Source organism: Microbacterium sp. LWH7-1.2, from assembly GCF_038397755.1.
In the GTDB taxonomy this organism is placed as follows: domain Bacteria; phylum Actinomycetota; class Actinomycetes; order Actinomycetales; family Microbacteriaceae; genus Microbacterium.
The window spans coordinates 2,484,956-2,510,205 of sequence record NZ_CP151637.1; the positions used below are offsets into that span (position 1 = coordinate 2,484,956).

Consider the following 25,250-nt stretch of genomic DNA (forward strand, 5'->3'; position numbering starts at 1 on the left):
GACGAGAGCGGATGCCGCGGCCCTGGGCCGCAGCATCCGCTCTCGTCGAATCGGGGCTAGGAGTTCGCGGCGAGGTCGGGCGTCGCGGTGATCTCGCCGTTGTGGACGACGCCCACCGCGACCTTCTCACCGCGCGGGCCGTGCTCGAACACGAACTCGCCGTTCTGCGCGTCGACCTTCACGTGGTCGCCGGGGTCGAGCTCGCCGTGCAGGATCTTCTCCGACAGGCGGTCCTCCACCTCGCGCTGCATGGCGCGACGCAGCGGCCGGGCGCCGAGTGCCGGGTCGAAGCCGATGTCGATCAGCTTGTCCTTCGCGGCATCCGTCAGCTCGATCGTCATGTCGCGGTCGAGCAGGCGCTCGCCGAGGCGCTTGGTGAACAGGCCCACGATCTGGCGCAGCTCGTCCTTGTCGAGCTGCGGGAAGACGATGATGTCGTCCACGCGGTTCAGGAACTCGGGCTTGAAGTTGCGCTTCAGCTCCTCGTTGACCTTGCCCTTCATGCGCTCGTACGTGGTGCCGCTGTTGCCCTCGACCTGGAAGCCCACCGGGCCGCCGGCGATCGCCGACGAACCGAGGTTCGTCGTCATGATGATCACCGTGTTCTTGAAGTCGATCACGCGACCCTGACCGTCGGTCAGGCGACCCTCTTCGAGGATCTGCAGGAGCGAGTTGAAGATGTCGGGGTGGGCCTTCTCGATCTCGTCGAAGAGCACGACCGAGAACGGCTTGCGGCGCACCTTCTCGGTGAGCTGACCGCCCTCTTCGAATCCGACGAACCCGGGAGGGGCACCGAACAGCCGCGAGACCGTGTGCTTCTCGCCGAACTCCGACATGTCGAGCGAGATCAGCGCGTGCTCGTCATCGAAGAGGAATTCGGCGAGCGCCTTGGCGAGCTCCGTCTTTCCGACGCCCGTGGGGCCGGCGAAGATGAACGAGCCCGACGGACGCTTCGGGTCCTTGAGCCCGGCACGCTGACGGCGGATCGTCTTCGAGAGGGCGGCGATCGCCTCCTCCTGGCCGATGACACGCTGGTGCAGCGCCTTCTCCATGAAGACGAGACGGCTCGACTCCTCCTCGGTGAGCTTGAACACCGGGATGCCGGTCGCCTGGGCGAGCACCTCGGCGATCAGGCCCTCGTCGACCACGGCGTGGCTGGCGACGTCACCCGAGCGCCACTGCTTCTCGAGGCGCAGGCGCTCGGCGAGGAGCGACTTCTCCTCGTCACGCAGCGATGCGGCCTTCTCGAAGTCCTGCTCCTCGGAGGCGCGCTCCTTGTCTTCGCGGACCTTGGCGATCTTGTCGTCGAACTCGCGCAGCTCGGGCGGGCTCGACAGGATCGACAGACGCAGGCGGGCGCCGGCCTCGTCGATCAGGTCGATGGCCTTGTCGGGCAGGAAGCGGTCCGAGATGTACCGGTCGGCGAGGTTCGCCGCCGCGACGATCGCGCCGTCGGTGATCTGCACCTTGTGGTGCGCCTCGTAGCGGTCGCGCAGGCCCTTCAGGATGTTGATCGCGTGGGGCAGGCTCGGCTCGGCGACCTGGATCGGCTGGAAGCGGCGCTCGAGCGCAGCATCCTTCTCGAAGTGCTTGCGGTACTCGTCGAGCGTCGTCGCACCGATCGTCTGGAGCTCGCCGCGAGCGAGGAGGGGCTTCAGGATCGAGGCGGCGTCGATCGCGCCCTCGGCAGCACCCGCACCCACCAGGGTGTGGATCTCGTCGATGAAGACGATGATGTCGCCGCGCGTGCGGATCTCCTTGGTGACCTTCTTCAGGCGCTCCTCGAAGTCACCGCGGTAGCGGGAACCGGCGATGAGCGAGCCGAGGTCGAGGGAGTAGAGCTGCTTGTCCTTGAGCGTCTCGGGCACGTCGCCCTTGACGATGGCCTGGGCGAGGCCCTCGACGACCGCCGTCTTTCCCACACCGGGCTCACCGATGAGGACGGGGTTGTTCTTGGAGCGGCGCGACAGGATCTGCATCACGCGCTCGATCTCCTTCTCGCGCCCGATGACCGGGTCGAGCTTGTTGTCGCGCGCGGCCTGCGTGAGGTTGCGGCCGAACTGGTCGAGCACCTGCGAGCCGCCCTGCGTGGTGCCCTGGGTCTGCTCGCCCTGCCCGCTCGCGACGCCCGCGGGCTCCTTGCCCTGGTAACCCGAGAGCAGCTGGATGACCTGCTGGCGCACCTTGTTGAGGTCGGCGCCGAGCTTGACCAGAACCTGGGCGGCGACGCCCTCACCCTCACGGATGAGGCCGAGGAGGATGTGCTCGGTGCCGATGTAGTTGTGGCCCAGCTGCAGCGCCTCGCGGAGGCTGAGCTCGAGCACCTTCTTGGCGCGCGGCGTGAAGGGGATGTGGCCGGTCGGCTGCTGCTGACCCTGGCCGATGATGTCCTGCACCTGCTCGCGCACAGCATCGAGCGAGATTCCGAGGCTCTCGAGGGCCTTGGCGGCGACGCCCTCACCCTCGTGGATGAGACCGAGCAGGATGTGCTCGGTGCCGATGTAGTTGTGGTTCAGCATCTTCGCCTCTTCCTGGGCGAGGACGACCACACGACGGGCACGGTCGGTGAATCTCTCGAACATCGTTCACTCCTCCGGGGCGCCTCGGGTCGGATCACCCACTGCGCCTTACATCGAGGGTAGCCAGCGGCTCGTGAGCGCACGGCCGTGTTCGCCGTGGGCATAGCGCGCGCGGGCGGGCCTTGACAGGAGACGGATGGCTTGCGCCGCAGCATCCGTTCGGTTTATCGTTTTTCGATAACAACGTTTATCGATATGTCGAGAGAAGGAGACGCGGATGATCGACAGCACCGTCGAAAGACTCCCCGACCGTGCCGACCGCATCACCATGCGGGTGATCGGCGGGCTTGTGGTGGCGATGGCCCTCGCGCTGGGGGCAGGCCAGGCCACGATCGCGGCGACGTACGCGTGGGCGGACGTCGTGACGCTCTCGCTGCTGGCCGACCATCCGTTGCCGGTCGCGCCCGACCAAGGGGTCACGGCGGCAGCCGTCGAAACGGTCAGGCTGACCACCGACGCGCTCGCGGCCGGCACGCGCGCACTGCTCGCGGGCGGGGCCGCTCTGCTCGGGCTGACCGCACTCATCGTCGGCTGCGCGCTGGCGCTGTTGATGTTCGCGACGGCCTCCGGCCGCCCGTTCCGGCCGGCGCTGTACCGGTTCAGCCTCGTGGCGGGGCTCGCGCTCGTCCTCGGGCCTCTGCTGGCGACCGCTCTCACCGGATTCGCCTCGATGCAGGCAGCGTTCGCACTCGACGACTCCGTCGGCGGCATCCTGTTCCCGGGCTTCGCAGTGTCGTCGTGGGGCTTCGCGATCCCGATCGTCGGCCTCGGCGTCATCGCGCTCGCGTACCTGCTCCGCCGCATGGAAGGCCTCCAACGCGACACGGCAGGCCTCGTATGACTCCGGCCGACGACGAGGGACCCTCCGGGGTCCACTGCCGGCTCGACGAGCTGCTCGAGTCTCGCGGGATGACGCTCACGCGACTCTCCGAGCTGGTCGGCGTCTCGGTCGTGAACCTGTCGATCCTCAAGAACGACCGCGCACGGGCGATCCGCTACTCGACGCTGTCGGCCATCTGCCGGGCGCTCGACTGCGAGATCGGCGATCTCCTGGTGCGGGCGGACTGACCGATTCCGGATGCCGCGACCCGCGGCATCCGTCCCCACCCGGCTCCGCAGTCACTTTCGGCCAACTCACGGTGCGTCGATCGGCCCGAAGCGACTGCGGAACTGCAGGAACGGAGATCGCAGGAAGGTCAGCGACGGGAGCGGACGGCCGACCGAACTCTGCGGATGAGGCCAGTCCGACCGTCGAACACGTCGCTCATCGTGACGCGGATCACGAACCATCCGGCGCTGGCCAGCGCCTCGTAGCGAGCGATGTCCTTCGCCCATTGCTCGGGATCGCGCAGATGGTGTTCGCCCTCGTACTCGAGGGCGATCCTCAGCTCGGGATACGCGAGGTCGACGACTCCGATGAGTCTCCCGATCGCGTCGAACACCGCCTGGTTCAAGAGCGGCTCGGGCAGCCCAGCATCGACGATGATGAGCCGGCACCTCGTCTCCATTCGCGATGCCGAACGAGTGCGCACACGAGGAAGCGCCTCCCTCAGTGCCCTGATGCCCACCCTGCGCCCGGACCGTACCGCCGACTCGAGCTGATCAAGCGTGCCGAGCGGCTGCGGATCCTCCCAGAACATCGGCTCGCGGACGACTCCGTCCGCAATTGCCACCAGGTCATAGTCGTCGCGCACGAGGGCCGCCAGCATCACCCACGTGAACGCGGGAGTGGTCAGCGGCACACCGTGGGTCACGTGGTCGACGACCGCGACGCTCCGTTGCTTCACCTGGTGACCGAGGACTCCGTCGCGCCGCGGATGCCGCAGCGGGGCCCGCACCGCGACATCGAGCAGGCGAGGGCGACCGAACGCGTCCGTCAAGATGCGGGACGGGAGCGGCAGCCCCCACAGCACCGCAGCGGTCACGTGCGAGAAGAACTGATTCCCGGGCATCACCCGTGCATAGAGGAGGGCGTTCGCGCGAATGGCTGCGGCGGCCACCTCTGCCTTGGGCCGCTCTGCCGGCAGCCGAGCAAGCTCGTCGCACACCACGCGGAGCCCGCGGAACGGGGTGTCGAGATCGAGAGCCCGCAGCCTCGACCTCGGCACACCGGCTGTTCGGGCGTCCGCGATCGTGAAGACCTTCCCGAGAACCTCCGGCAACGGCATTCTGCGCATGTCGACCGATCCTGACCCCTGGGTCACTCGCGGCGGAACCCGGTCCAACCTTCTGTGGACGACAACTCCACCGCTCCGCCTGGGGAGGAACCAGCGCTCGCCGCTCCGCAGTCGTCAAGGGTGGGACTCCAGGCCAGGAACGCGCCAATAGCGACTGCGGAACGCAATATGCCGGGCCCACGCGTCCGCACACGACGCCGCCGCGACGTTCCGCAGTCGAAAAGGGCGGGACCTGCCGGTCGGAACGCGCCAAGAGTGACTGCGGAGCAAAGGGGCGAGCGAGCGCTCAGGCCGACGGATGCCGCGAGCCGCGGCATCCGTCGATCGTGGGGTCAGTTGGGGTAGATCGGGATGCGGATGTTGTCGAACTCGCCGCCGGTGAGGATCGCGAAGGTCTCCGCGTCCTCGTCCTCCAGCCCGTTCACCGCGGTCACGACGCCGCGCGGGGCCATGTCCATCGTGCAGACCTGTTCGGCGGGCGGGGTGACGAAGGTCACCGTGACCTCGGTGACGCTCGTCGGCTCGGCGCTCTCGACCTGCGGCGCGCAGGAGGAGGAGCCCCACGACAGGATCACGAACTGGCCGTCGACATCGGTCCATCCCGCGCTGGGCATGTAGTCCGTCTCGCCGCCGACCGCGAGGCCCGCGACGCCCTCGAGATCGGTGTCGCCGTGCCAGCCGTCACCGGTCACCTCGATCTGCACGCCGTTGACGGGGTCGACGTCGGCAGGCGTGCCCACGAGGGTCACCCGCGGAACGAGGTCGGCCGTGCAGGCCTCATCGCCCTCGGCATCGACGAGGGTGACCATCATGACGCCGTCATCGTAGGTGGCCTCCTCGGCGACCGGGATGCACGTCGAGCTGCCCTGCGTGACGATGCCGATCATGCGGCCGCCGTCGAGCCAGGCCGCGCCGACCTCCTGCTCGTTGCTGCTGTCGTCGTCGTCACCGGTCGCGGCCGTCGTCGGGGTGGCGCCGCCGCTGCCGGCGGGCATCGCGCAGGCGGTCAGGCCTGCGGCGAGGAGCGCCAGGCCGAGCCCGGCGAGCAGTGAACGGGAGCGAACGGGCATGCGAGGCCTCCTGGAGTTCCGCGGACGCCATCCCCCGCGGCATCCGTCACCCATATCGTGTCGCAAAACGGCCCGGAATCTCAGTGCTCCGGTCACGTCAAGGTCACGATCCGCCGGGAGAACGCCTTACTGCAGCGCAGACGTGAGACGCGCGAGATTGTCGAGCACCGTTGAGCGCAGCGGCTGCTTCTCCCACTCCTCGAGCGTGAGCTCGCTCGAGAGCGATCGGTACATGTCTTCCACCGCGCGCATCTGGCGCACGAACTCCTCACCGCGCACGAGCACGGAGATCTCCATGTTGAGACCGAACGAGCGCATGTCCATGTTGCTCGAGCCCATGATCGCGACCTCGTCGTCGATCGAGAGGCTCTTCGTGTGCAGGATGAACGGCTTCTTGTACATCCAGATCTTCACGCCCGCGCGCAGCAGCGCTTCGTAGTAACTGCGCTGCGCGTGGTACACGATCGCCTGGTCGCCCTCCTCCGACACGAACAGCTCGACATGGATGCCGCGCTGGCATGCCGTCGTGATCGCGAGCAGCATCGCCTCGTCGGGCACGAAGTACGGGCTCACCACGATGATCTTGCGCTGCGCCGCGTAGAGGAGCCCGGCGAAGAGCTTGAGGTTGTTCTGGAACTCGAACCCGGGTCCCGACGGCACGATCTGGCAGTCGAGGTCGCCGGGCCCGCTGCGCACATCGAAGAGGTCGATCTGATCGGTGAGCACCTCGTCGGTCTCGCTGTACCAGTCGCTCAGGAAGACGGCATTGACGGATGCCACGACCGGGCCCTCGATGCGCGCCATGAGGTCGACCCAGTGCAGGCCGCGCTTGATGTTCTTGCGCAGGTTGTACGTCGAGTCGGTGACGTTCTGCGACCCGGTGAAGGCGACGCGGCCGTCGACCACGAGGAGCTTGCGGTGGTTGCGCAGGTCGGGCCGCTGGTACTTGCCGCGCAGCGGCTGCACCGGAAGCATGAGGTGCCACTGCGCGCCCATCGCGGTCAGGCGCTTGAGGGTGCGCTTGTAGAACGGCTTTCCGCGGTTCGCCCAGTGATCGAGCAGCACGCGCACGGTCACGCCGCGCGCCGCCACCTCTTCGAGAGCACGGAAGAAGTTGTCGGTCGCGGCATCCGCCTGGAGGATGTAGAACTCGACGTGCACGAACCGCTCGGCTTCGCGGATGGCGTCGGCCATCGCATCCAGGCTCTGCTGGTAGTCGGGGATCAGGTGCGCGGCGTTGTCGCCGGCCAGCGGCATCGCGCCGAGATTGCGGTTGAGCGTGACGAGCGACGTGAACCAGCTCGGCGCGTGCGGGCGCAGCGTGCCGAAGTCCAGCGACGCGCTCGTGTCGTGGATGTAGTCGTTGATGCGCTCCTGCTTGCGGCGGCGCTTGCGCGGAAGCCGGGGGTTTCCGATCAGCAGGAACAGGAACACCCCGATGATAGGGATGAAGTAGATCGCCAGCAGCCACGCCATCGCCGCGGTAGGGCGGCGATTGCGCGGAACCACGATGATCGCCGTGACACGGATGACGATGTCGAGGATGAAGACGAGCACCACCCACCACGTCGCGTCGAACGTGATGGTGATCATCGAGCGGCGCCTCTCCCCGGTCGTCGGGCGGATCCGCCCGACGGACGCGCCGATCGAGCGTGAGCCCACACTATCGGGGGCGGCGGACGCGGCCCCGCATCCGGGAGCGGTCGGTGCGGCCGCACGCCCTCCGGTGCGGCGTCAGCCTCTGATGCCTGTGGCGATCAGGCGTCGGTGGAGGCGGTGCCGGGCGCCACCGGCGGCAGCCCGCGCTTGGCGCGCTCCTCGGCCTCGATCTTCGCGTACACGCGGCGCTCGGTGCGGTCCGCACGGACGATGCTGCGCAGCACGAAGAAGAAGATCAGCGACACGAGGACAGTCGGCAACAGCGTCCAGAGCGCCGCGACCCAGTAATCCATGCCTTCAAGGATACGCCGTGCCGGTATCGCCTCCTCCCCAGCGGTCTCGCCGGACCTCTGACCGCGGGTTCGTCCCGCGCCGCTTCCTCCCCAGGGCCCCCGTTCACACCCAGCCGATGCGATGTCTGTGGAGACTGCGGCGGAGGGCTCGGCCGCCACGACACTCATCCCATGACCCCCACCGTCGTGAAAGCCGCGGATGCCGCACAGTTCCTCTCCTTCGTCCCCCGCATGCTCGGCTACCACCCGACGCAGAGCCTCGTCGTGATCCCGTTCCACGGCGCCCGCAGCCTCGGCGTGATGCGGTTCGATCTCCCCGGCGGCGACCGCGACGCCGTCGACCGGATCGCCGCAACGGTCACCGGCATGGTGTGCCGGCTCGCCGAGGCCGACGCGGTAGCCGCGATCGCGTACACGGGCGCAAGGTTCTCAGAAGAGGGACGGATGCCGCATCGCGACCTCCTCGCCGCGCTCGAGCGCCGCGCCGATGCGTGCGGCCTGCGCGTCACCGATCTGCTGTGCGCCGCGGCGGACGGGTGGGGATCGTTCCTCGACGCCGAGTGTCCCGCCGCGGGCAGGCCGCTCGGCGACCTGGAATGGATGGGCTCGGGAGACATCCCGGAGCCCGACGGCGATCAGGCGACCGGCGCCGAACTGCCGGCGTGCTCGGCCGAGGAGCGGGAGCGGGTCGCGAAGGCGATGAACGCGCTCGACACCGCGGTCGCGGTGCTGTGCGGACCGCCCGCGGAAGGCGGCACCGCGTCCCGCGCCGCGCGGTCGGCTCGGACCGCCGCCGCGTGCGACGACTCGGTCGAGGGCTCCGCGCGAGCGACTGTCGCCGCGGACGGCGGATGGCCCGGCGAACCCGCGAGCGACCTCGGCCCCGTTCCCGCGCCGGTGTCGGGCGCGGCGGAGGACGAGGCATCCGTCACCGACGACGAGGCGCGGGTCGACCCGCAGGCGCTCGCCGCGGTGTGCCGGTTCGACGATCTGCCCGGGTTCTTCGAGGACGCCCTGGCGCGACCGCTCGACACGGCGGACGCGTACGACGTCGCCGCCCTCGTGTGGTGCCTCGCGCGCCCGTCGCTGCGAGATGTCGCCCTCGTGCAGTGGAGCGGCAACCTCGCCCAGGGCGACGAGGCCTTCGACGCGCAGCTGCGGTGGGAATCGGGCGAGGACTACCCGGCGCATCTCGCGATGCGCATGTGGGGCGAGGGCGACCGGCCAGAGGTGTCGCGCCTCGAATCCGCGCTCGAGCTGGCGCGGTATTCGGCCACCGTCGCGCCCCGCGACGCGCGGCCGGGGCCGCTCGCGATGTGCGCGTGGCTGTCGTGGGCTCTCGGCCGCTCGACACACGCAGCCGCCTACGCCGACCGGGCGTGCGAGATCGAGCCCGAGCATGGGCTGTCGCAGATCGTGCTCTCGTTCGTGAACGCGGGGCACCTGCCCGACTGGGCCTTCCAGCGCACGGACGCGCGGTGATCCGCGTGCGGATCGATCCCGCCGGCGGACTACTTGACGAGCGGGAAGAGGATCGTCTCGCGGATGCCGAGCCCGGTCACCGCCATGAGCAGACGGTCGATGCCCATCCCCATGCCGCCGGTGGGCGGCATGCCGTGCTCGAGCGCGCGCAAGAACTCCTCGTCGATGCGCATCGCCTCGAGGTCGCCCTTGGCGGCGAGCTTCGCCTGCTCGACGAAGCGTTCGCGCTGGATCACCGGATCGACGAGTTCGGAGTAGCCGGTCGCGAGCTCGAAGCCGCGCACGTACAGGTCCCACTTCTCCACGACGCCGGCGATCGAACGGTGCTCGCGCACCAGCGGGCTCGTGTCGACCGGGAAGTCCATCACGAAGGTCGGGCGCACGAGGCCCGGCTTCACGAAGTGCTCCCACAGCTCCTCGACGAGCTTGCCGTGGATCGCGTGCGGCGGCAGGTCGACCCCCTCGGCCTCGGCGAGCGCGACAAGGTCCTCGAACGGCGTCTCGGGCGTGATCTCGCGGCCGGCCGCCTCCGACAGCGACTCGTACATCGACAGGCGTTCCCACTGGCCGCCCAGGTCGTACTCGGTGCCGTCCGCCCAGGTCACCGTGGTCGAACCCGAGATCGCGATCGCCGCGTTCTGGATCAGCTCCTGCGTGAGGTCGGCGATGCCGTTGTAGTCGCTGTACGCCTGGTAGGCCTCGAGCATCGCGAACTCCGGGCTGTGCGTCGAGTCGGCGCCCTCATTGCGGAAGTTGCGGTTGATCTCGAACACCCGGTCGATGCCGCCCACGACGGCGCGCTTGAGGAACAGCTCCGGCGCGATGCGCAGATACAGGTCGGTGTCGAACGCATTGGAGTTCGTGATGAACGGCCGCGCGGAGGCGCCGCCGTGCTGCACCTGGAGCATCGGGGTCTCGACCTCGATGAAGTCGTGGGACGCGAACGTCTGCCGCAGGCTCGCGTTGACCTTCGCGCGGGCGACGACCGTCTCGCGGGCCCGGTCGCGCACGATGAGGTCCAGGAAGCGGCTGCGGACGCGGCTCTCCTCGCTGAGCTCGGAATGCAGGTTCGGCAGCGGCAGCACTGCTTTCGACGCGATGCTCCACTCGGACACCATGATGGACAGCTCGCCGCGCCGGCTCGAGATGACCTCGCCCGACACGAAGACGTGGTCCCCGAGGTCGACGAGCTCCTTCCAGGCCTGGAGCGACTCGTCGCCGACGGCCGCGAGCGACACCATCGCCTGGATGCGGCTGCCGTCGCCCGACTGCAGCGAGGCGAAGCAGAGCTTGCCGGTGTTGCGGCTGAAGACGACGCGGCCTGCGACCGCCGCGGTGACGCCGCTCTCGGCGCCCGCCTCGAGGTCGGCGAAGCGCTCACGCAGCGCCGGGATCGTGTCGGTGATCGGCACGCTGACCGGATACGCCCCGCCCGCGGCATCCGTCCGCTCCGCGATCAGACGCTCGCGCTTCGCCAGTCGCACGGCCTTCTGCTCGAAGACTTCCTCTTCGGTCGGCTCGGCGGTCTCGGCGGGCGAGGTCGTGTCGGTCACGGGGTGTGCTCCTCGGTGGGGGTTCTCCGCAGAACGCGGACCCCTGAGTCTACCGAGGTGCTCCAGGGCGCGAGTAAGGTCGGGGACGGCTCATCGAACGCCCACCTCGACACGATCGGACGACGCGATGTCGCAAACTCGTCGCACGATGTCGGATCTCGCCGGGTTCTGGGTCGTCGCCGCCGCCTTCACGACCGTCACCGCCTACGCCACGGTGCCCACGCCGCTGTATCCGCTCTACCAGGCGGCCGACGACTTCCCCGTTCCGGTCGTGACCTTCATCTTCGCCGCGTTCGCGGTCGGAGTCGTCGTCAGCCTGTTCCTGATCGGTCACATCAGCGACTGGGCAGGACGGCGCCGGATGGCCGTGATCGCGGTCCTCGTATCTGCGCTCGCGGCAGTCGTCTTCACCGTCTGGAACTCGGTTCCCGGCCTCATCGCCGCGCGATTCGTCGACGGGGTCAGCGTCGGCATGCTCAGCGCCGCGGCGACGGCTCATCTCGCCGAACTGCGCTTGAAGGCGCGCCCCGCGGAGACGCCGGTCGTCGCAGCGTCGGTGGCCGGAGCAGCCAATCTCGGCGGGCTCGCGCTCGGACCACTCCTGGGCGGCCTGTTCGCCGAGTTCGCTCCCGACCCGCTGGAGCTGCCGCACCTCGTGTTCCTGGTCCTCTTCGTCGCGGCCGCGCTCGCGCTGCGCGCCGTGCCCGAGACCGTCGACACCTCGGCGCCGCACACGGCCTATCGCCCACAGCGGCTGGCACTCCCTGCCGGGTCCGGCGCGGCCTTCGCCGCGGCGAGCACCGGCGCGGCGGCCTCGTTCGCGCTCTTCGCGCTGTTCACGTCGCTGGCTCCGACCTTCCTTCACGACACCTTCCAGGTCTCCGATCACCTGGTGGACGGTGCGACCGTCTTCGCCGTCTTCGGCGCCGCGACGGTCGCGCAGGTGCTTCTGGTCCGCGTCGCGCAGCGGGCGCAGCTTCTCATCGCGATCCTGTGCTTCGCGGCGGGTCTCCTGTCCATCGCCGCGGGCGCACTGATCCCCGCTCTCGCGCTCTTCATCGCGGGCGGCATCGTCGCCGGCGCCGGCGCCGGCATCATGTTCCGCTCGGCGCTCGCCGCGGCGAGCGCGCTCGCGGCACCCGATCGCCGAGGCGAGACTCTCGCGCTGCTCTTCCTCATCGCTTACGGGGGCCTTGTCGCACCGGTGCTCCTCGTGGGTCTCGCCCTTCCCTTTGTGGGCGAGACGGCCGTGCTGCTCGTCTTCTCGGCCGTCGTCCTCGCTGCGACGCTCGGCGCGGGTATCGCGATGCGGCGCCACTCGCTCCAGGCGGCCGCGCAGGACGACCCGGCAGGCTGAGCCGGGCTCGACGCGAGTCGGATCGATCTCAGCCGAGCTCGATCGGCACGCCCAGCGGTGCCCAGCGCACCCGTTCCCGCACGTGTCCCGGAGCAGCGTCGAAGACCGCCGCGGCGGCCTCCTCCTGCTGGGAGAAGTGGCTCAGCAGCACCACGTCGACCGGGCCGATCTCCTCCAGCGCGATCGCGGGATCGGTGGTCTTGCGCGACGACGTCCCCGCTGCGAAGGAATATGTCCGCCCCGGCGGGTCGAATGTGGGTTCCGTGAGGATCCGCCACCCTTCCCATTCGACGAGGGCGGTCGGACCGCCTATCCGTGTGACGCGCATGTCGCCCTCCCCGCCCGCCGACCCGGGTCAGCCCAGGTAGATCTCGGCGTTGTCGATGAACCGGTGCCCCGCCACCGAGGCGGCGATGAGCGCCAGTGCCGGTCCGCTGCTGCCTTCGTCGACCGGCAGGAATGTGGCCGGGTCGACGACGCTGAGGTACTCCAGCTGGATGCGCGGCTCTCCCATGAGCGCAGACTGTGCGGCGGCGATGCACGCGTCCACGCCGCGGTCCGCGTTCGCGGCGGCCGCGTCGAGCGCGGCCGGGAGGAGGGCGGCGGCAGCGAGATCGCGGTCCTCGAGCATTCCGACGCGCGTCGACACCGGCAGGCCGTCATCCCCGCGCACGGTCTCGACCGTCGCGACCTCGACGTCGAAGAACAGGTCGCGGATCATGCGGCGCACGAGGAACACCCGCTGCCGGTCGCGGTCGCCATAGACGGCGACATCGGGGTCGACGAGGTGCAGAAGCTTCGCCTCCACCGTGAGGAGCCCGTCAAAGTAGAACGGACGCGCACGCCCCTCGTAGCGAAGGCCGAGGTCACCAGCGGTGACCTTGGTCGTCGCCGAGCCGTCGGGGAGCAGCTCGCTCGCCTCCGGGGCGAACACGACCTCGACGCCGAGCGACTCGAGCAGGCGCTCGTCCTCGTCGGGCGTCCGGGGATACGCCGCGAACTCCGCTGGCGATGCGAAGCGCAGCGGGTTGACGAACACCGAGACGACGACGATGTCCGCCACCTCGCGCGCGCGGTGGACGAGGTCGATGTGTCCGTCGTGGAGAGAGCCGATGGTGGAGATGAGGGCGATACGCGCTCCGGGGGCGGCGGCGCGGACCTCGGCGAGCCGAGCCCGCAGCTCGTCGACGGTGCTGATCATCCTTGGATCGTAGCGGGGGGCTCGGCTGCGGGACCGGAGCCCGCCTCCGCCAGCGCGTGCTCGATCGTCGTGTGCGCGAGGGCGGAGAGGAAAGACCCCGGCTGCGGCACGCCCGCCTCGGCGAGCAGCGCTGTCGCCTGCCGCACGATCGAGCGGGAGAAATCGCGAGCGGTCGCGATCGCCTCCGCATACGCGGGCCTGGCCGACTCCTCGACCACGACCGGCTCGCAGCCGAGCTCGACGGCGAGCGCCTGCGCGATCGGCAGGACGGGGCCGGGGGCGGTCACGGCGGCGTACGCGCTCGAGAGCGCCCGCAGATCCATCGAGGTCCCGCTGAACTCGATCGCGGGGTGCACGGCGAGCGGGATCGCCCCCTTCGCGACGGCGGCCGACAGGATGCCGGTGCCCCAGGCCGGATCCGTGTGCAGCACGAGCTGCCCTGGCTGCCACGCGCCGACCTCCGCGAGACCACCGACCAGTCCTTCGAGCTGGTCGTGCGGTACTGCGACGATCACCAGCTCGCTGCGGCGGACGACCTCGGTGGCGTCGAGGACGGGAACGCCGGGAAGCATCGCCTCGACGCGCTCAGGGTCGGAGCCCTGCGTGATCCCCACGAGTGCGTGCCCCGCTCCGCCCAGCGCTGCGCCCAGCACCGGCCCGACCCGTCCGGCGCCGATGATGCCCACGCCGAGGCGGCCGTCCCGGCTCATCGGCGGTCCTCCCCCGGTCGGGCGACGACCGTGTACCCCGCAGGCGGAGGGGGAACGGATGCTGCGGCGTGAGCGTCTGCGTCGGCCGCAGGTGGCGCGGGGGACGCGGCAGCGGGCACGTACGCCTCGGGCGTCACAGCGACGGAGGCGGAAGCATCCCTCTCGTCCTCTGCCCAGCGGTGAGTACGGTCCGCGAGCGCGGCGCGTACCGACCCGCGGGCGACGTCGTCGAAGAGGGCGAGTGCGCTGTCGCGGTCGACGGCCGCGAGGAACGGCGAGACCGGCCCGGTCACGACGTGCGCGCGCACGTTGGTCACGCGCGACGCGCGGTCGAGCGGCCCTTGATACAGCCCGAGGCTCTGCAGCCGCGCGAGAGGCAGGATCACGAGCTTGCGCCACACCACGCCGCGCCGCATCAGGAGCACGTCCTCGGTGAGGCGGAAGCCGTTGCGCCGGTAGGAGAAGGGCCGGATCCACCACGCGCGCTTCGGCGTGTTCGTGAAGGTGTCGCCCTCGGTCGGCCCGAGGATGCCCTGCTGGACGATGAGCGCGCGCTCCTCGTCGGACAGCGACGGCTGCAGAAGGCGCAGCACCCGCTCGACGTCGGCCGCGGTGCCGACGGGCAGCACCGTCGTGAACTGATCGGTCGTGCTGTCTGCGGCGCTGCGGCCCGTGAGTCGGTTGATCCGGATCGTCCACCATCCGGCGGGGCGCCAGAAGATCCCCTGCGTCACCTCGACGGCGTGCACGCGGCCGGGCGGGACGATCTCGGTGATCGTCGTGAAGAGCCCGAACGTGATGCGCACGCCGTCGGGCGTCGGCGCGATCGAGTAGCGCAGCGAGCGGACGATCGAGCGCACCCAGTACGCGCCGAAGCCGATGATCGCGGGCACGAACCCGAACAGCAGCCAGGTCACGCCCTGGCTGACGCCGATCACGATCGCGACGATCGCGAACAGGAGGCCCAGCGTCGAGGTGCTGAGGACATGCGATGCCACGAGCCGGCCGAGGGGGATGTGCACGACCGATTCGAGTTCGTCGATGGGGGCCTCGGGCCCCTCGATGAGTCCGGTGATCTCGCGACCGACGGTCTGACCGAGAGAGGCGACCCTGCCGGGCTGCCGCGGTGCGGCCGCGCCGGCTGGGCCCGCCATCGCGAGCCGGCGCCCCGACGCGAGGCGCAGGATGTCGGCGCGGACGGCCTCGGCGTTGGCGGTCGAGAGGTACTCCAGCTTGACGTTCGCGTCGGTGCCCGCGCCGACGACCTCGAGCTTGGCCATGCCGAGCAGTCGGGCGATCATCGGCCGCGTGAGGTTGACGCCCTGCACGCGGTCGAGCGGGGCACGCCGTTGCGTGCGGAACAGGATGCCGCTGCGGACCTCGACGTCGTCATCCGTGATGCGGAACGTGTGGAAGCGCCACGACGTGTAGAACACCGCGACCAGCACGATGAGGGCCGCGAGCACCGCGACGGCGGCCAGCACGTAGAGGTTGTTCGCGATGATGAAGTCGACCGGGTCGCCGCCGACCTGCTCCCACTCCACCACCTCGTCCCCCACGCCCGGCGCGAGCCATGGCAGGAAGATGTACACCAGACGATCGCGCAGGTTCGCGAGGACGATGCCGATGACGACGATGAGGAACAGCCCGCCGCGCAGCAGCGGGGTGAGCGGATGCAGGCGGTGCCATTCGCCGTCGCTGAGCGGCGAGCGCACGAGCTGCGGCGGCGGCGCACCGGGGCCGGCAGGAGCGGCGGCCGGCGTCGCACCGGGCCCCGCGGGCGCCGGTTCCGACGGCGGAAGCGGATCGCTCATAGCCCGGTGCGCCGGCTCTCGGCGACCTCGACGAGGTGATCGCGCAGCGTCTCGGCAGTGGACTGGGCGAGGCCGGGGATCACCACGCCGGTCGCGGCGGCGGCGGTCACGAACTTGAGCTGCGCGATGCCGAAGCCGCGGTCGAGCGGGCCGTGCGTGATGTCGATGAGCTGCATGCGGCCGTAGGGCACGGCGACGAAACGCTGCCACAGGATGCCGCGGCGGAAGACGAGGTCGTCGTCGCGCAGCTGGTATCCGATCGCGCGCGCCTGCCGGGGAAGGATGGCGAGCGTCCACGCGAGGATCACCGTCATGATGCCGCCGGGGATCCACGCCCACAGCTGATGCATCAGCAGCGTGAGCACGAGCGTGGCCGCGATGACGACCAGCAGGAACGATCCCGTCGAGATGAACTGCACGATCACGTACTTCGGCGAGATCTGGTGCCACACCCCGCTCTCGAGGGCGAGCCGGTTCTCCGACCGCGGCTCGACGAGCCGCTCGAACTCAGGGGCGGCGTCAGGTGCCGCCGCCGCGTCAGTGGTTGTGGATTCTCGGCTCGAGTCCGGGGTCGTCGCCTCCGGGCTGTTCGTCATCGTCGTCCTTCCGGATGGTGCACAGGTGCTCCGCGACCAGACCTGCGACGACCAGCAGGACGCCGCACACGGTCGTCGCGATGACCGTCCCCAACGAGCCTAGCGAGGGCGTGACCGGTCGGGTCGCGAGAAAGATCCACAGCCCCGCACCCATTCCACCGATCGCGGCGCCGACGATGCTCGACGCCTTGGCGAGCATCGCGATGCGCACCGCGCGGAACGGATCGACCTTCGCCTTCGATGTGCCGCGCGTGGCCCGGCGGATCGGGATCGCGAGCCCGACCACGACCGCGCCCAGCAGCACGAGAAGGATCGGGAGCGTCACCGCGGGGGTGAACGTGGGTCGCCCTGCCGAGGTCAGCAGCTGATCCACGAGGAACCCCGCCGCGACCCCGAGGACCGCCGCGATGACCAGCACTCCCGCACCCGTGCGCTTCATCGAGCCTCCGACCGCAGCCGGCGCAGCGCCTCGTCCACACGGCCGACGCCGGGGAGCACCGCGTCGGGGTCGACCGCCAGCCATGGACCCAGCACGAAGTCGCGCTCCGCCGCGCGCGGGTGCGGGAGGAGGAGCCGCGGGTCGTCGCTGACGACGTCGTCGTAGGTGATGAGGTCGAGGTCGAGCGTGCGGTCCTCCCAGCCTCCTTCGCGCGCGGAGCGCGCCGCCGACCGCACCCGGCCATGCCGCTGCTCGATGGTGTGGAGGTAACCGAGCAGCACCGACGGCGCCAGGCGTGTGGTGAGGATCGCGACGGCGTTCAGGTAGGCCGGGGCCGAGGCATCCGGTCCTTCCGGCTTCAGAGCGACCGACTCGATCGGCTCCGAGACCCGCACCGCGTCGACGAGAGGCACCCGCGCGAGATCCTTGATGGCCGCCGCCATCGTCTCGGCGCGATCGCCGAGGTTGGCACCGAGCGCGACGACGGCTTCGACCGCTGCACGCGGGTGACGCTCGACGTTACCGTCGAACCCCTGAGCGAGACGGCGGTTCACGAGCCCGCCGTCCACGCCGGGTCCGCGGGGCGGCCGCGGCGGATCGTCACCGACACGTCGGAGAACGGGACGGTGATCGGGGCCTGGGGCTTGTGCACGGTGACCGCGACCATCCGCACGAGGTCGTACGAGAGGAGGTCGTCGGCGATGCGCGCCGCGACGCCCTCGATCAGGTTCAGCGGCTCACCGCCGACGAGCTCGACGATGCGCTCGGCGACCTCGCCGTAGTGCACGGTGTCGGCGACGTCGTCGGTCTCGGCAGCCTCCGCGGTGCTGAGGTACAGAGTCACGTCGACGACGAACTCCTGGCCCTCGCGCCGCTCGTCCTCGAATACCCCGTGGTACCCGTAGGCGCGCACGCCGGTGAGCGTGATCTCGTCGATGAAGTCCATCAGCCCTCCCGGCCGCCTGATCGATCCGCGCCCGCCCAGCGCCGGGCGACCACCAGAGCATCTCGCGTGGCGGCGACATCGTGGACGCGCACCGCCCACACCCCCGCCTGCGCCGCGAGCGCGCTCGTGACCGCGGTGGCGAGGTCCCGCCGGGCCTCGGAGGCATCGGCGGGGTCCTCCGCGAGCGCCTCGGCGAGGAACCGCTTGCGGCTCGTGCCGATCAGCACGCGCTGACCCATCGCGACGAAGCGGTGAAGCCCCCGCAGCGTCTCCCAGTTCTGCTCGCCGCGCTTGCCGAAGCCGATGCCGGGGTCGACGATCACCCGCGAGGGGTCGATGCCCGCCGCCGCGGCCGCCTCGACGCGGGCGGCGAGCTCGCCGGCGACGTCCGCGACGACATCGTCGTACACGGCGCCCGCGTACATGTCGGCGGAGTGGCCGCGCCAGTGCTGCAGCACCACGTCCGCGGCGGTGGAGGCGACGGTCGCCAGCATCGCGGGATCCGCCATACCGCCCGAGACGTCGTTGACGATCCGCGCGCCCGCCTCGACGGCCGCGGCGGCGGTGGAGGCGTTCATGGTGTCGATGCTGACCACGACCCCGGCGTCCGCCAACGCCCGCACCACCGGGAGCACGCGCTCCTGCTCCACCTCGGGGCTCACGCGCTCCGCGCCCGGCCGCGTGGATTCGCCGCCGACGTCGAGGATGTCGGCGCCCTGCGCACGAAGCCGCAGCCCGTGGCCGACGGCGGCTTCGGCATCCACGTAGCGTCCGCCGTCGCTGAAGGAATCGGGCGTCACATTGACGACCCCCATGATGAGGGTCATCCGCGACCAGCTCCGATCAGGGCGACCAGCTCGGCCCGCGCGGCGGGATCGGCGAGCTCGCCGCGTGCCGCGATCGTCACGGTCGAGGCATCCGGCTGGCGTCCGCCCCGCATCGTGACGCACTCGTGCGACGCGTCGAGCACGACCAGCACGCCGCGGGCGTCGAGGGACCCGGCGATCACGTCGGCGATCTGCTCGCCCAGGCGCTCCTGCACCTGCGGACGCGACGACAGGATGTCGACGACTTTCGGCAGCGCGCCGAGTCCGACGACCTGCTCCCCGGGGAGGTAGGCGAGGTGAGCGTGCCCGCGGAAAGGGAGGAGGTGATGCTCGCACACCGAGCGGAAGATGATGTCGCGCAGGATCACCGCTCCCGACGGCAGCGTGTCGGGCGCCGGCCCGCGCGACACCGAGATGGTGTGCGCGAGCGGGGCCGCGGCATCCGTCCCCACTCCCGCGAAGAACTCGGCATAGGCGTCGGCGACGCGCTCGGGCGTCTGCTTCAGTCCGGGGCGCTCGGGGTCTTCGCCGATCGCCTCGAGCAGTTCGCGCACGAGCGCGGCGACGCGCTCACGATCGACGGCCATAGGCCGAGCCTACGCGGTCGCCGGGCGCGCCTGTCCGGTGGGGCGGCGCTTGGTCGCCTTCTCGGCAGCCGGCTGCTCGTCAGCCTCGACGCTCGCGGCGAGACCGGCCTCGTCGCGGCGCTGCGGCACCTCGACGGGCGGCAGCTCCGAGACGGGACGCTGCTCGCTCGACAGCCACTGCGGGCGCGGCGGCAGGCGCTTGACGTCCTTGAAGATCTCGGCGAGCTCCAGGTGGTCGAGCGTCTCCTTCTCGAGGAGCGCCAGCGCGAGCTTGTCGAGCACGTCGCGGTTCGCGTTGATGACCTCGTACGCCTCGTTGTGCGCCTGCTCGATGAGGTCGCGCACCTGGACGTCGACGCGCTCGGCGACGCGCTCCGAGAACTCGCGGCCGTGGCCCATGTCGCGGCCCATGAAGACCTCGCCGGAAGACTGGCCGAGCTTGACCGGGCCGATGTCGCCCGTCATGCCGTACTCGGTGACCATCTTGCGGGCGATGTTCGTCGCCTTCTCGATGTCGTTGGACGCACCGGTCGTCGGGTCGTGGAACACGATCTCTTCCGCGACGCGGCCGCCCATCGCGTACGTGAGCTGGTCCTGCAGCTCGTTGCGGGTGACGGAGTACTTGTCGTCGAGCGGCAGCACCATCGTGTAGCCGAGTGCCTTGCCGCGCGGGAGGATCGTGACCTTCGTGACGGGGTCGGTGTGGTTCATCGCCGCCGCTGCGAGGGCGTGGCCGCCCTCGTGGTACGCCGTGATGAGCTTCTCCTTGTCCTTCATCACGCGGGTGCGGCGCTGCGGGCCGGCGATCACGCGGTCGATGGCCTCGTCGAGTGCGCGGTTGTCGATCAGCTGCGCGTTCGAGCGAGCGGTGAGGAGGGCGGCCTCGTTCAGCACGTTGGCGAGGTCGGCGCCGGTGAAGCCGGGCGTCTTGCGCGCGACGACCTCGAGGTCGACGCCGTCGGCGAGCGGCTTGCCTCGGCCGTGCACCTCGAGGATCTTGGTGCGCCCCTTCAGGTCGGGCGCGTCCACGCCGATCTGGCGGTCGAACCGGCCGGGGCGCAGCAGCGCCGGGTCGAGGATGTCGGGGCGGTTGGTCGCCGCGATCACGATGACGTTCGCCTTGGGGTCGAAGCCGTCCATCTCGACGAGCATCTGGTTCAGCGTCTGCTCGCGCTCGTCGTGCCCGCCGCCCAGGCCGGCACCACGGTGGCGGCCGACGGCGTCGATCTCGTCGATGAAGATGATCGCGGGGGCGGTCTCCTTGGCCTGGTTGAACAGGTCGCGCACGCGGCTCGCGCCGACACCCACGAACATCTCGACGAAGTCAGAGCCCGAGATCGAGTAGAACGGCACGCCCGCCTCGCCGGCGACGGCGCGCGCGAGAAGCGTCTTGCCCGTTCCGGGAGGGCCGTACAGCAGCACGCCCTTCGGGATGCGGGCGCCGACGGCCTGGAACTTCGACGGGTCCTTCAGGAAGTCCTTGATCTCTTCGAGCTCTTCGATCGCTTCGTCGGAGCCCGCCACGTCCTGGAAGGTGACCTGCGGCATCTCCTTCGTCACGAGCTTCGCGCGCGACTTGCCGAACTGCATGACCTTGCTGCCGCCGCCCTGGGCGCTCGACAGCAGGAACCAGAACAGCAGACCGAGCAGCAGGATCGGCAGGAGGAGGGAGATGAACCCGTCGAACCACGTCGCGCGCGGCACGGCGTCGTTGAAGCCGTCCTTCGGGTTCGCCTCGTTGACCGCGTCGACGACCTCGGCGGCGCGCGCAGAGACGTAGTAGAACTGCACGTCGGTCGCGCCCTCGTACTCCTTCGAGAGCTTCATGTCGACGCGCTGGTCGCCGTCGGTGTTGACGACCTCGGTGACGGTGTCGCCAGAGAGCAGCTCGAGACCCTCCTGCGTGGAGATCTGCTTCGCGCCGCCCAGGCTCGAGATGAGCGAGAACCCCACGATGAGGAAGACCCCGATCAGCAGGACGTAGAAGAGCGGGTTGCGGGTGATCTTCTTGAAGTCCATGGCGCGGGCGCGAGCCCGACCCCTTTCGTCGACGTGCCGCCGCGGACGGGAATGCCCCCGTCGACGGTTGAATCAGGGTATCGCGCGATTCCTCGGCGCCGTCTGTGCATTCGCCCCGGGCGTAATCACAGTCCGCCCCGACAGCGTGGGGCGAAGCGCTGCACGAACCCGACGATGCGAGAGGCTGCGCCCGTGCGCGGCGATCGCCACGATCGCGCCGCAGATCTGGCTGACGGATGCTGCGGGCCGAGGCATCCGCGTCCGCTATCCGGGCGACGGCTGCTGAGGGCGTCAGCTGTAGACGTGGGGCGCGAGCACCGCGACGTCGCGGAGGTTGCGGTACTTCTCGGCGTAGTCGAGGCCGTAGCCCACGACGAACTCCGTGGGGATGTCGAAGCCGACGTACCTGCAGCGCACCTCGACCTTGGCAGCCTCGGGCTTGCGCAGCAGCGCGAAGACCTCGACGGATGCCGCTCCGCGGGCCGCGAAGTTCTCCAGCAGCCAGCTGAGGGTCAGGCCCGAGTCGATGATGTCCTCGACGATGAGCACGTGCTTGCCGAGGATGTCGGTGTCGAGATCCTTGCGGATCTGCACGACACCGCTGGACTTCGTGCCGGCGCCGTACGACGAGACGGCCATCCAGTCCATCGTCACGTGCTTCTCGAGCGCGCGCGCGAAGTCGGCCATGACCATGACCGCGCCCTTGAGCACCCCGACCAGCAGAAGGTCTTCGTCCGCGTAGTCGTCGGCGACCTGCGCCGCGATCTCGTCGAGCTTGGCTCGGATCTCCTCCTCGGTGACGAGGACTTCGGTGATGTCGCTGGAGACGTCGGCCGCGCGCATGGAGAAGAGTCTATTCAGAGGCGGGACGAGAACTCGATCCGTCCGCCGATCCGGCGGGCGCGGCATCCGGGCAGGTCGATGGGTCCCTGACCCGACCAGTCGGTGACCAGGCGCGCCACCTCGAGCGTCTGCGTCCGCGTGAGGCTCTCGTGGAACTCGCTCGCCACGACGTGCCGGATGATGCGGTTCCGCAGCGCCGCCGGATTTGCGGCGAGCGCGGCCACCGACACCGAGATGCCCGCCTCGGCGTGCTCGACGATGTCTTCGATCGTCTCGTCGATCATCTGGTCGAAGGCCTCGGCGTCCTCGCGCAGCTGCGCCGCGGTCCGCGCGAGCGCCTCGGCGATTCCCGGCCCGAGCTCGGACTCCAGGACCGGCAGCACGGCGTCGCGCACGCGCACGCGCGCGAAGCGCGGGTCGGCGTTGTGGGGGTCGTGCCACGGCTCGAGGCCCTCGGCCGCACAGGCGGCCGAGGTGATGGCGCGGCGCACGCCGAGCAGCGGACGCAGCAGGGTGACCTCGTCGAGGACGGATGCCTCGGCCATGCCCTGCAGGCTGGTCGCACCCGCGCCGCGGGCGAGGCCCAGCAGCACCGTCTCGGCCTGGTCGTCCAGCGTGTGGCCGGTGAGGATGGCGGCCGCGCCGATCGCCCTGGCACCATCGGCGAGGGCGCGGTAGCGCGCGTCGCGCGCTGCGGCCTCGGGACCACCCGCGCCGCCGACCTCGACACGGACGACGCGGGCATCGAGCCCGAGGGCCTCGGCCTTCGCGGCCGCGGAGGTGGCGGCATCCGTCGATCCGTCCTGGAGACCGTGGTCGACGGTGAGCGACGCGGCGCGGAGCCCGAGCTTCGGGGCCTCGAACGCCGTCGCCGCAGCCAGCGCGAGCGAGTCGACGCCGCCTGACAGGGCGACGAGCGCGGTCGTGCCGGGTTCGAGGCCGGTGAGGACCCGGCGCACGGCGAGCCGCACCTCGGCGACAGCGGGGTCGAGTCCGGGTCTGCGCTCCTCCACCCGCCCACCGTACCCGCGGCGTGCGCTCTTAACTCAGGAAGAACCGCGGCGCCGGCCTCTCAGCCCGCACTTTCGCGGGGATCCGCCTGAGTTGTGGACCGCGGTGAGGCGAGAACTAGGCTGGTCGCGGCAATCCACAGTCTTCGAAGGAGCACCACTATGGGCGCGTACGACGCCGTCATCGAGATCCCGCGCGGCAGCCGCGTGAAGTACGAGGTCGACCACGGCACGGGCCGCGTGTTCCTCGACCGCATCCTCTACACGCCCATGGGCTACCCCACCAATTACGGGTTCTTCGAGAACACCCTCGGTGAGGACGGCGACCCGCTCGACGTGCTCGTGATCCTCGACGTCGACCTGGCGCCCGGCATCCTCGCGAGCGTCCGTCCCGTCGGCGTGCTCAAGATGAGCGACGAGGCCGGCGGCGACGACAAGGTCGTCGCGGTGCTCGCCAAGGACCCGCGGTGGGCCCACATCCAGGACGTCGGCGACATCTCCGAATACCTGCAGAAGGAGATCGCGCACTTCTTCGAGCACTACAAGGACCTCGAGCCCGACAAGTGGGTCAAGGTCGACGAGTGGGCGAACGCCGCCGAGGCCGAGCGCCTGGTCGACGAGGCCTTCGCGCGCTTCGCCGAGCACGAGGGCCAGACCGCGACCCAGGGTGAGGGCATCGCGCCGAGCACGCTCTGACCTGTCGATTCATGCGAGAACCGGATGCCTCGGCATCCGGTTCTCGTCGTTTGTGAGGCGTGCGACGCGCTCAGACGGAGATGCCTCGCGCCGCCATGAAGTTGATGGGGTTGGTCGTGCCGCCGTTGACGTAGGTCTCGAAGTGGAGATGGCAGCCGAACGAGTTGCCGGTGTTGCCCTCGCTCGCGATGAGCTGCCCGGCACCGACCCACTGGCCGACGCCGACGAAGATGCCACCGTTGCGGATGTGGCCGTAGCCGGTGCCGATGCCGCCGCCGTGGTCGATCTTGATGTAGTTGCCGTAGCCGCCGTTCGGGCCGGCGTAGACGACGCGCCCTGCCGAGGCGGCGTAGATTCCGGCGCCGCAGCCGGCGGCGAGGTCGACTCCGTAATGGAAGCCGCTGGAGCAGTAGCTGTTGCCGCACTGCACCGTGCGTGGCCCATAGCCCGAGCTGCGCCAGCCGGACGAGGGACGCGCCCAGCCCGAGCCGACGACGGATCCACCTCCGCCGCTGCCTCCACCGCCGCCCTGGTTCTGCTGGGCGAGGCGCTCCGCCTCGGCCCTCGCCGCCGCGGCGGCCGCGGCGGCCGCTGCCGCTTCGGCCTCCTTGCGGATGCGCTCGCCCTCCTGGTAGTCCGCGATGGTCTTCGCCGTCGCGTCCTGCAGGGCGGCCAGCTGCGCCTCGAGCTCGCCGCGCTTGGCGTTCTGCGCGTCGAGGGCGGCCTGCGCCTCGTCGGCGGCCTTCTGCGCGGCGACCATCTTCTCTTCGGCGATCTTCTGCAGCCGGTCGCGCTCGGCGCGCTGCACGGCCGCCTGGTCGCTCAGGCTCTGCGCCGAGTCGCGCGCGGTGACGGCCTGCGCGTACACGTCCTGGTTGCGCTGGACGAGCTTGTCCATCGTGCCCAGGCGCGCCAGCAGGTCGTCGGCGCCCGCGGCGGAGCCCGCGAAGAAGAGTTCCAGCGACGTGTCGTCGCCGCCATTGCGATAGAGCTGTGCCGCGACCCGGCCGGCCTTGTTCGCCGCGTCGATCGCCGCGGCGGCCTGTTCGTCGGCCTGCTGCTGCAGCTGGTCGGCACGGAGGGCCGCGTCGAAGTACGCCTGCTGCGCGACGTAGAACTCGTCGGCCAGCTGCTGCGCGACCTGCTGCTTCGCGGCGACATCGGCCTCGAGCCCGGCGATCAGCTGCTGGATCTTGGTGATCTCGGCGGCTTTGGCCGCCTCGTTGTTCTTGGCGGCGACGACGTCGTCCCACGACGGATAGTCGGCGGCGAACGCGGGAGCGACGAGCGGGCCGAGTGTTCCGCCGGCGGCGCCGAGCGCCGCGACACCGAGGATGCCGAGCCCGAGCGCCGTGCGCCGATTCATCGACGGCCAGAGCCGCCGCTGCTCAC

Annotated in this window: 25 protein-coding genes; 5 read left to right on the top strand and 20 right to left on the bottom strand. The window is 70.2% G+C overall.

What is annotated here, in order from left to right:
* Positions 1 to 56 precede the first annotated feature (56 nt).
* Complete coding sequence (locus tag MRBLWH7_RS11570; protein WP_341994586.1) at positions 57 to 2,582, bottom strand: ATP-dependent Clp protease ATP-binding subunit; 2,526 nt, start codon at positions 2,580 to 2,582, stop codon at positions 57 to 59.
* Between the two features lie 214 nt (positions 2,583 to 2,796).
* Between MRBLWH7_RS11570 and MRBLWH7_RS11575 the strand changes: the two genes are divergently transcribed.
* Positions 2,797 to 3,420: a hypothetical protein gene (locus MRBLWH7_RS11575; protein WP_341994588.1), complete on the top strand. Its 624-nt coding sequence runs from the start codon at positions 2,797 to 2,799 to the stop codon at positions 3,418 to 3,420.
* Positions 3,417 to 3,647 carry a helix-turn-helix domain-containing protein gene (locus MRBLWH7_RS11580; RefSeq protein ID WP_341994590.1) on the top strand — a complete coding sequence of 77 codons (231 nt, stop codon included), beginning with the start codon at positions 3,417 to 3,419 and terminating at the stop codon, positions 3,645 to 3,647. The genes MRBLWH7_RS11575 and MRBLWH7_RS11580 overlap by 4 nt, the downstream gene beginning before the upstream one ends.
* Before the next feature lie 128 nt (positions 3,648 to 3,775).
* Here the strand turns inward: MRBLWH7_RS11580 and MRBLWH7_RS11585 are convergent, their stop codons facing one another.
* The 4 genes from MRBLWH7_RS11585 to MRBLWH7_RS11600 all read right to left on the bottom strand — a co-directional run bounded on the left by MRBLWH7_RS11585 (position 3,776) and on the right by MRBLWH7_RS11600 (position 7,778).
* Positions 3,776 to 4,756, bottom strand: coding sequence for a hypothetical protein (locus tag MRBLWH7_RS11585; RefSeq protein WP_341994591.1), 981 nt, complete (start codon positions 4,754 to 4,756; stop codon positions 3,776 to 3,778).
* Between the two features lie 332 nt (positions 4,757 to 5,088).
* The gene (locus tag MRBLWH7_RS11590; protein ID WP_341994593.1) at positions 5,089 to 5,826 is read right to left on the bottom strand and encodes a hypothetical protein; all 738 of its coding nucleotides are present in this window, start codon (positions 5,824 to 5,826) and stop codon (positions 5,089 to 5,091) included.
* A 126-nt stretch (positions 5,827 to 5,952) separates the two neighbouring features.
* Positions 5,953 to 7,419 (bottom strand): cardiolipin synthase, encoded by a 1,467-nt coding sequence (gene cls, locus MRBLWH7_RS11595; protein WP_341994595.1) that lies wholly within the window; start codon positions 7,417 to 7,419, stop codon positions 5,953 to 5,955.
* Between the two features lie 164 nt (positions 7,420 to 7,583).
* Positions 7,584 to 7,778 carry a hypothetical protein gene (locus MRBLWH7_RS11600; RefSeq protein WP_056372494.1) on the bottom strand — a complete coding sequence of 65 codons (195 nt, stop codon included), beginning with the start codon at positions 7,776 to 7,778 and terminating at the stop codon, positions 7,584 to 7,586.
* Positions 7,779 to 7,949: 171 nt separating this feature from the next.
* Between MRBLWH7_RS11600 and MRBLWH7_RS11605 the strand changes: the two genes are divergently transcribed.
* Positions 7,950 to 9,260, top strand: a complete 1,311-nt coding sequence (locus MRBLWH7_RS11605; RefSeq protein WP_341994599.1) for a DUF4192 family protein — start codon at positions 7,950 to 7,952, stop codon at positions 9,258 to 9,260.
* Positions 9,261 to 9,289: 29 nt separating this feature from the next.
* Here the strand turns inward: MRBLWH7_RS11605 and lysS are convergent, their stop codons facing one another.
* Positions 9,290 to 10,813: a lysine--tRNA ligase gene (lysS, locus tag MRBLWH7_RS11610; RefSeq protein ID WP_341994601.1), complete on the bottom strand. Its 1,524-nt coding sequence runs from the start codon at positions 10,811 to 10,813 to the stop codon at positions 9,290 to 9,292.
* 148 nt (positions 10,814 to 10,961) lie between these two features.
* Here lysS and MRBLWH7_RS11615 point away from each other — a divergent pair, with 148 nt between their 5' ends.
* Entirely contained in the window at positions 10,962 to 12,170 is a 1,209-nt protein-coding gene (locus MRBLWH7_RS11615; protein WP_341994603.1) for an MFS transporter, read from the top strand.
* 28 nt (positions 12,171 to 12,198) lie between these two features.
* On the opposite strand, the gene MRBLWH7_RS11620 is transcribed toward MRBLWH7_RS11615, so the two are convergent.
* From MRBLWH7_RS11620 to tilS, 13 genes are all read right to left on the bottom strand, one after another.
* Positions 12,199 to 12,498, bottom strand: a complete 300-nt coding sequence (locus tag MRBLWH7_RS11620) for a hypothetical protein (protein ID WP_341994605.1) — start codon at positions 12,496 to 12,498, stop codon at positions 12,199 to 12,201.
* 27 nt (positions 12,499 to 12,525) lie between these two features.
* On the bottom strand, positions 12,526 to 13,371 hold the full coding sequence (gene panC, locus MRBLWH7_RS11625; RefSeq protein WP_341994607.1) for a pantoate--beta-alanine ligase: 846 nt from the start codon (positions 13,369 to 13,371) through the stop codon (positions 12,526 to 12,528).
* Complete coding sequence (locus MRBLWH7_RS11630; RefSeq protein ID WP_341994609.1) at positions 13,368 to 14,081, bottom strand: Rossmann-like and DUF2520 domain-containing protein; 714 nt, start codon at positions 14,079 to 14,081, stop codon at positions 13,368 to 13,370. Before MRBLWH7_RS11630 ends, panC begins: the two co-directional genes overlap by 4 nt.
* Positions 14,078 to 15,895 carry a PH domain-containing protein gene (locus MRBLWH7_RS11635; protein ID WP_341994611.1) on the bottom strand — a complete coding sequence of 606 codons (1,818 nt, stop codon included), beginning with the start codon at positions 15,893 to 15,895 and terminating at the stop codon, positions 14,078 to 14,080. The genes MRBLWH7_RS11630 and MRBLWH7_RS11635 overlap by 4 nt, the downstream gene beginning before the upstream one ends.
* Entirely contained in the window at positions 15,892 to 16,491 is a 600-nt protein-coding gene (locus MRBLWH7_RS11640) for a PH domain-containing protein (RefSeq protein WP_341994613.1), read from the bottom strand. Before MRBLWH7_RS11640 ends, MRBLWH7_RS11635 begins: the two co-directional genes overlap by 4 nt.
* Complete coding sequence (locus MRBLWH7_RS11645; RefSeq protein ID WP_341994614.1) at positions 16,433 to 16,930, bottom strand: DUF3180 domain-containing protein; 498 nt, start codon at positions 16,928 to 16,930, stop codon at positions 16,433 to 16,435. Before MRBLWH7_RS11645 ends, MRBLWH7_RS11640 begins: the two co-directional genes overlap by 59 nt.
* A complete protein-coding gene (folK, locus tag MRBLWH7_RS11650) occupies positions 16,927 to 17,484 on the bottom strand; it encodes a 2-amino-4-hydroxy-6-hydroxymethyldihydropteridine diphosphokinase (RefSeq protein ID WP_342002028.1) in 558 nt (185 codons plus the stop codon). The genes MRBLWH7_RS11645 and folK overlap by 4 nt, the downstream gene beginning before the upstream one ends.
* Positions 17,481 to 17,876 carry a dihydroneopterin aldolase gene (folB, locus tag MRBLWH7_RS11655; RefSeq protein WP_341994615.1) on the bottom strand — a complete coding sequence of 132 codons (396 nt, stop codon included), beginning with the start codon at positions 17,874 to 17,876 and terminating at the stop codon, positions 17,481 to 17,483. The genes folK and folB overlap by 4 nt, the downstream gene beginning before the upstream one ends.
* Positions 17,876 to 18,703 carry a dihydropteroate synthase gene (folP, locus tag MRBLWH7_RS11660; RefSeq protein WP_341994616.1) on the bottom strand — a complete coding sequence of 276 codons (828 nt, stop codon included), beginning with the start codon at positions 18,701 to 18,703 and terminating at the stop codon, positions 17,876 to 17,878. Before folP ends, folB begins: the two co-directional genes overlap by 1 nt.
* Entirely contained in the window at positions 18,700 to 19,290 is a 591-nt protein-coding gene (gene folE, locus MRBLWH7_RS11665) for a GTP cyclohydrolase I (protein WP_341994618.1), read from the bottom strand. Before folE ends, folP begins: the two co-directional genes overlap by 4 nt.
* A gap of 9 nt (positions 19,291 to 19,299) precedes the next feature.
* Positions 19,300 to 21,309 carry an ATP-dependent zinc metalloprotease FtsH gene (ftsH, locus tag MRBLWH7_RS11670; RefSeq protein ID WP_341994620.1) on the bottom strand — a complete coding sequence of 670 codons (2,010 nt, stop codon included), beginning with the start codon at positions 21,307 to 21,309 and terminating at the stop codon, positions 19,300 to 19,302.
* Between the two features lie 291 nt (positions 21,310 to 21,600).
* On the bottom strand, positions 21,601 to 22,152 hold the full coding sequence (gene hpt / locus MRBLWH7_RS11675; protein WP_341994622.1) for a hypoxanthine phosphoribosyltransferase: 552 nt from the start codon (positions 22,150 to 22,152) through the stop codon (positions 21,601 to 21,603).
* A 14-nt stretch (positions 22,153 to 22,166) separates the two neighbouring features.
* The gene (gene tilS, locus MRBLWH7_RS11680; RefSeq protein WP_341994624.1) at positions 22,167 to 23,165 is read right to left on the bottom strand and encodes a tRNA lysidine(34) synthetase TilS; all 999 of its coding nucleotides are present in this window, start codon (positions 23,163 to 23,165) and stop codon (positions 22,167 to 22,169) included.
* Between the two features lie 159 nt (positions 23,166 to 23,324).
* Between tilS and ppa the strand changes: the two genes are divergently transcribed.
* Positions 23,325 to 23,858: an inorganic diphosphatase gene (gene ppa, locus MRBLWH7_RS11685; protein ID WP_341994626.1), complete on the top strand. Its 534-nt coding sequence runs from the start codon at positions 23,325 to 23,327 to the stop codon at positions 23,856 to 23,858.
* Positions 23,859 to 23,928: 70 nt separating this feature from the next.
* Here ppa and MRBLWH7_RS11690 read toward each other — a convergent pair whose 3' ends face one another.
* Positions 23,929 to 25,224, bottom strand: coding sequence for a peptidoglycan DD-metalloendopeptidase family protein (locus MRBLWH7_RS11690; RefSeq protein WP_341994628.1), 1,296 nt, complete (start codon positions 25,222 to 25,224; stop codon positions 23,929 to 23,931).
* Positions 25,225 to 25,250: the final 26 nt, after the last annotated feature.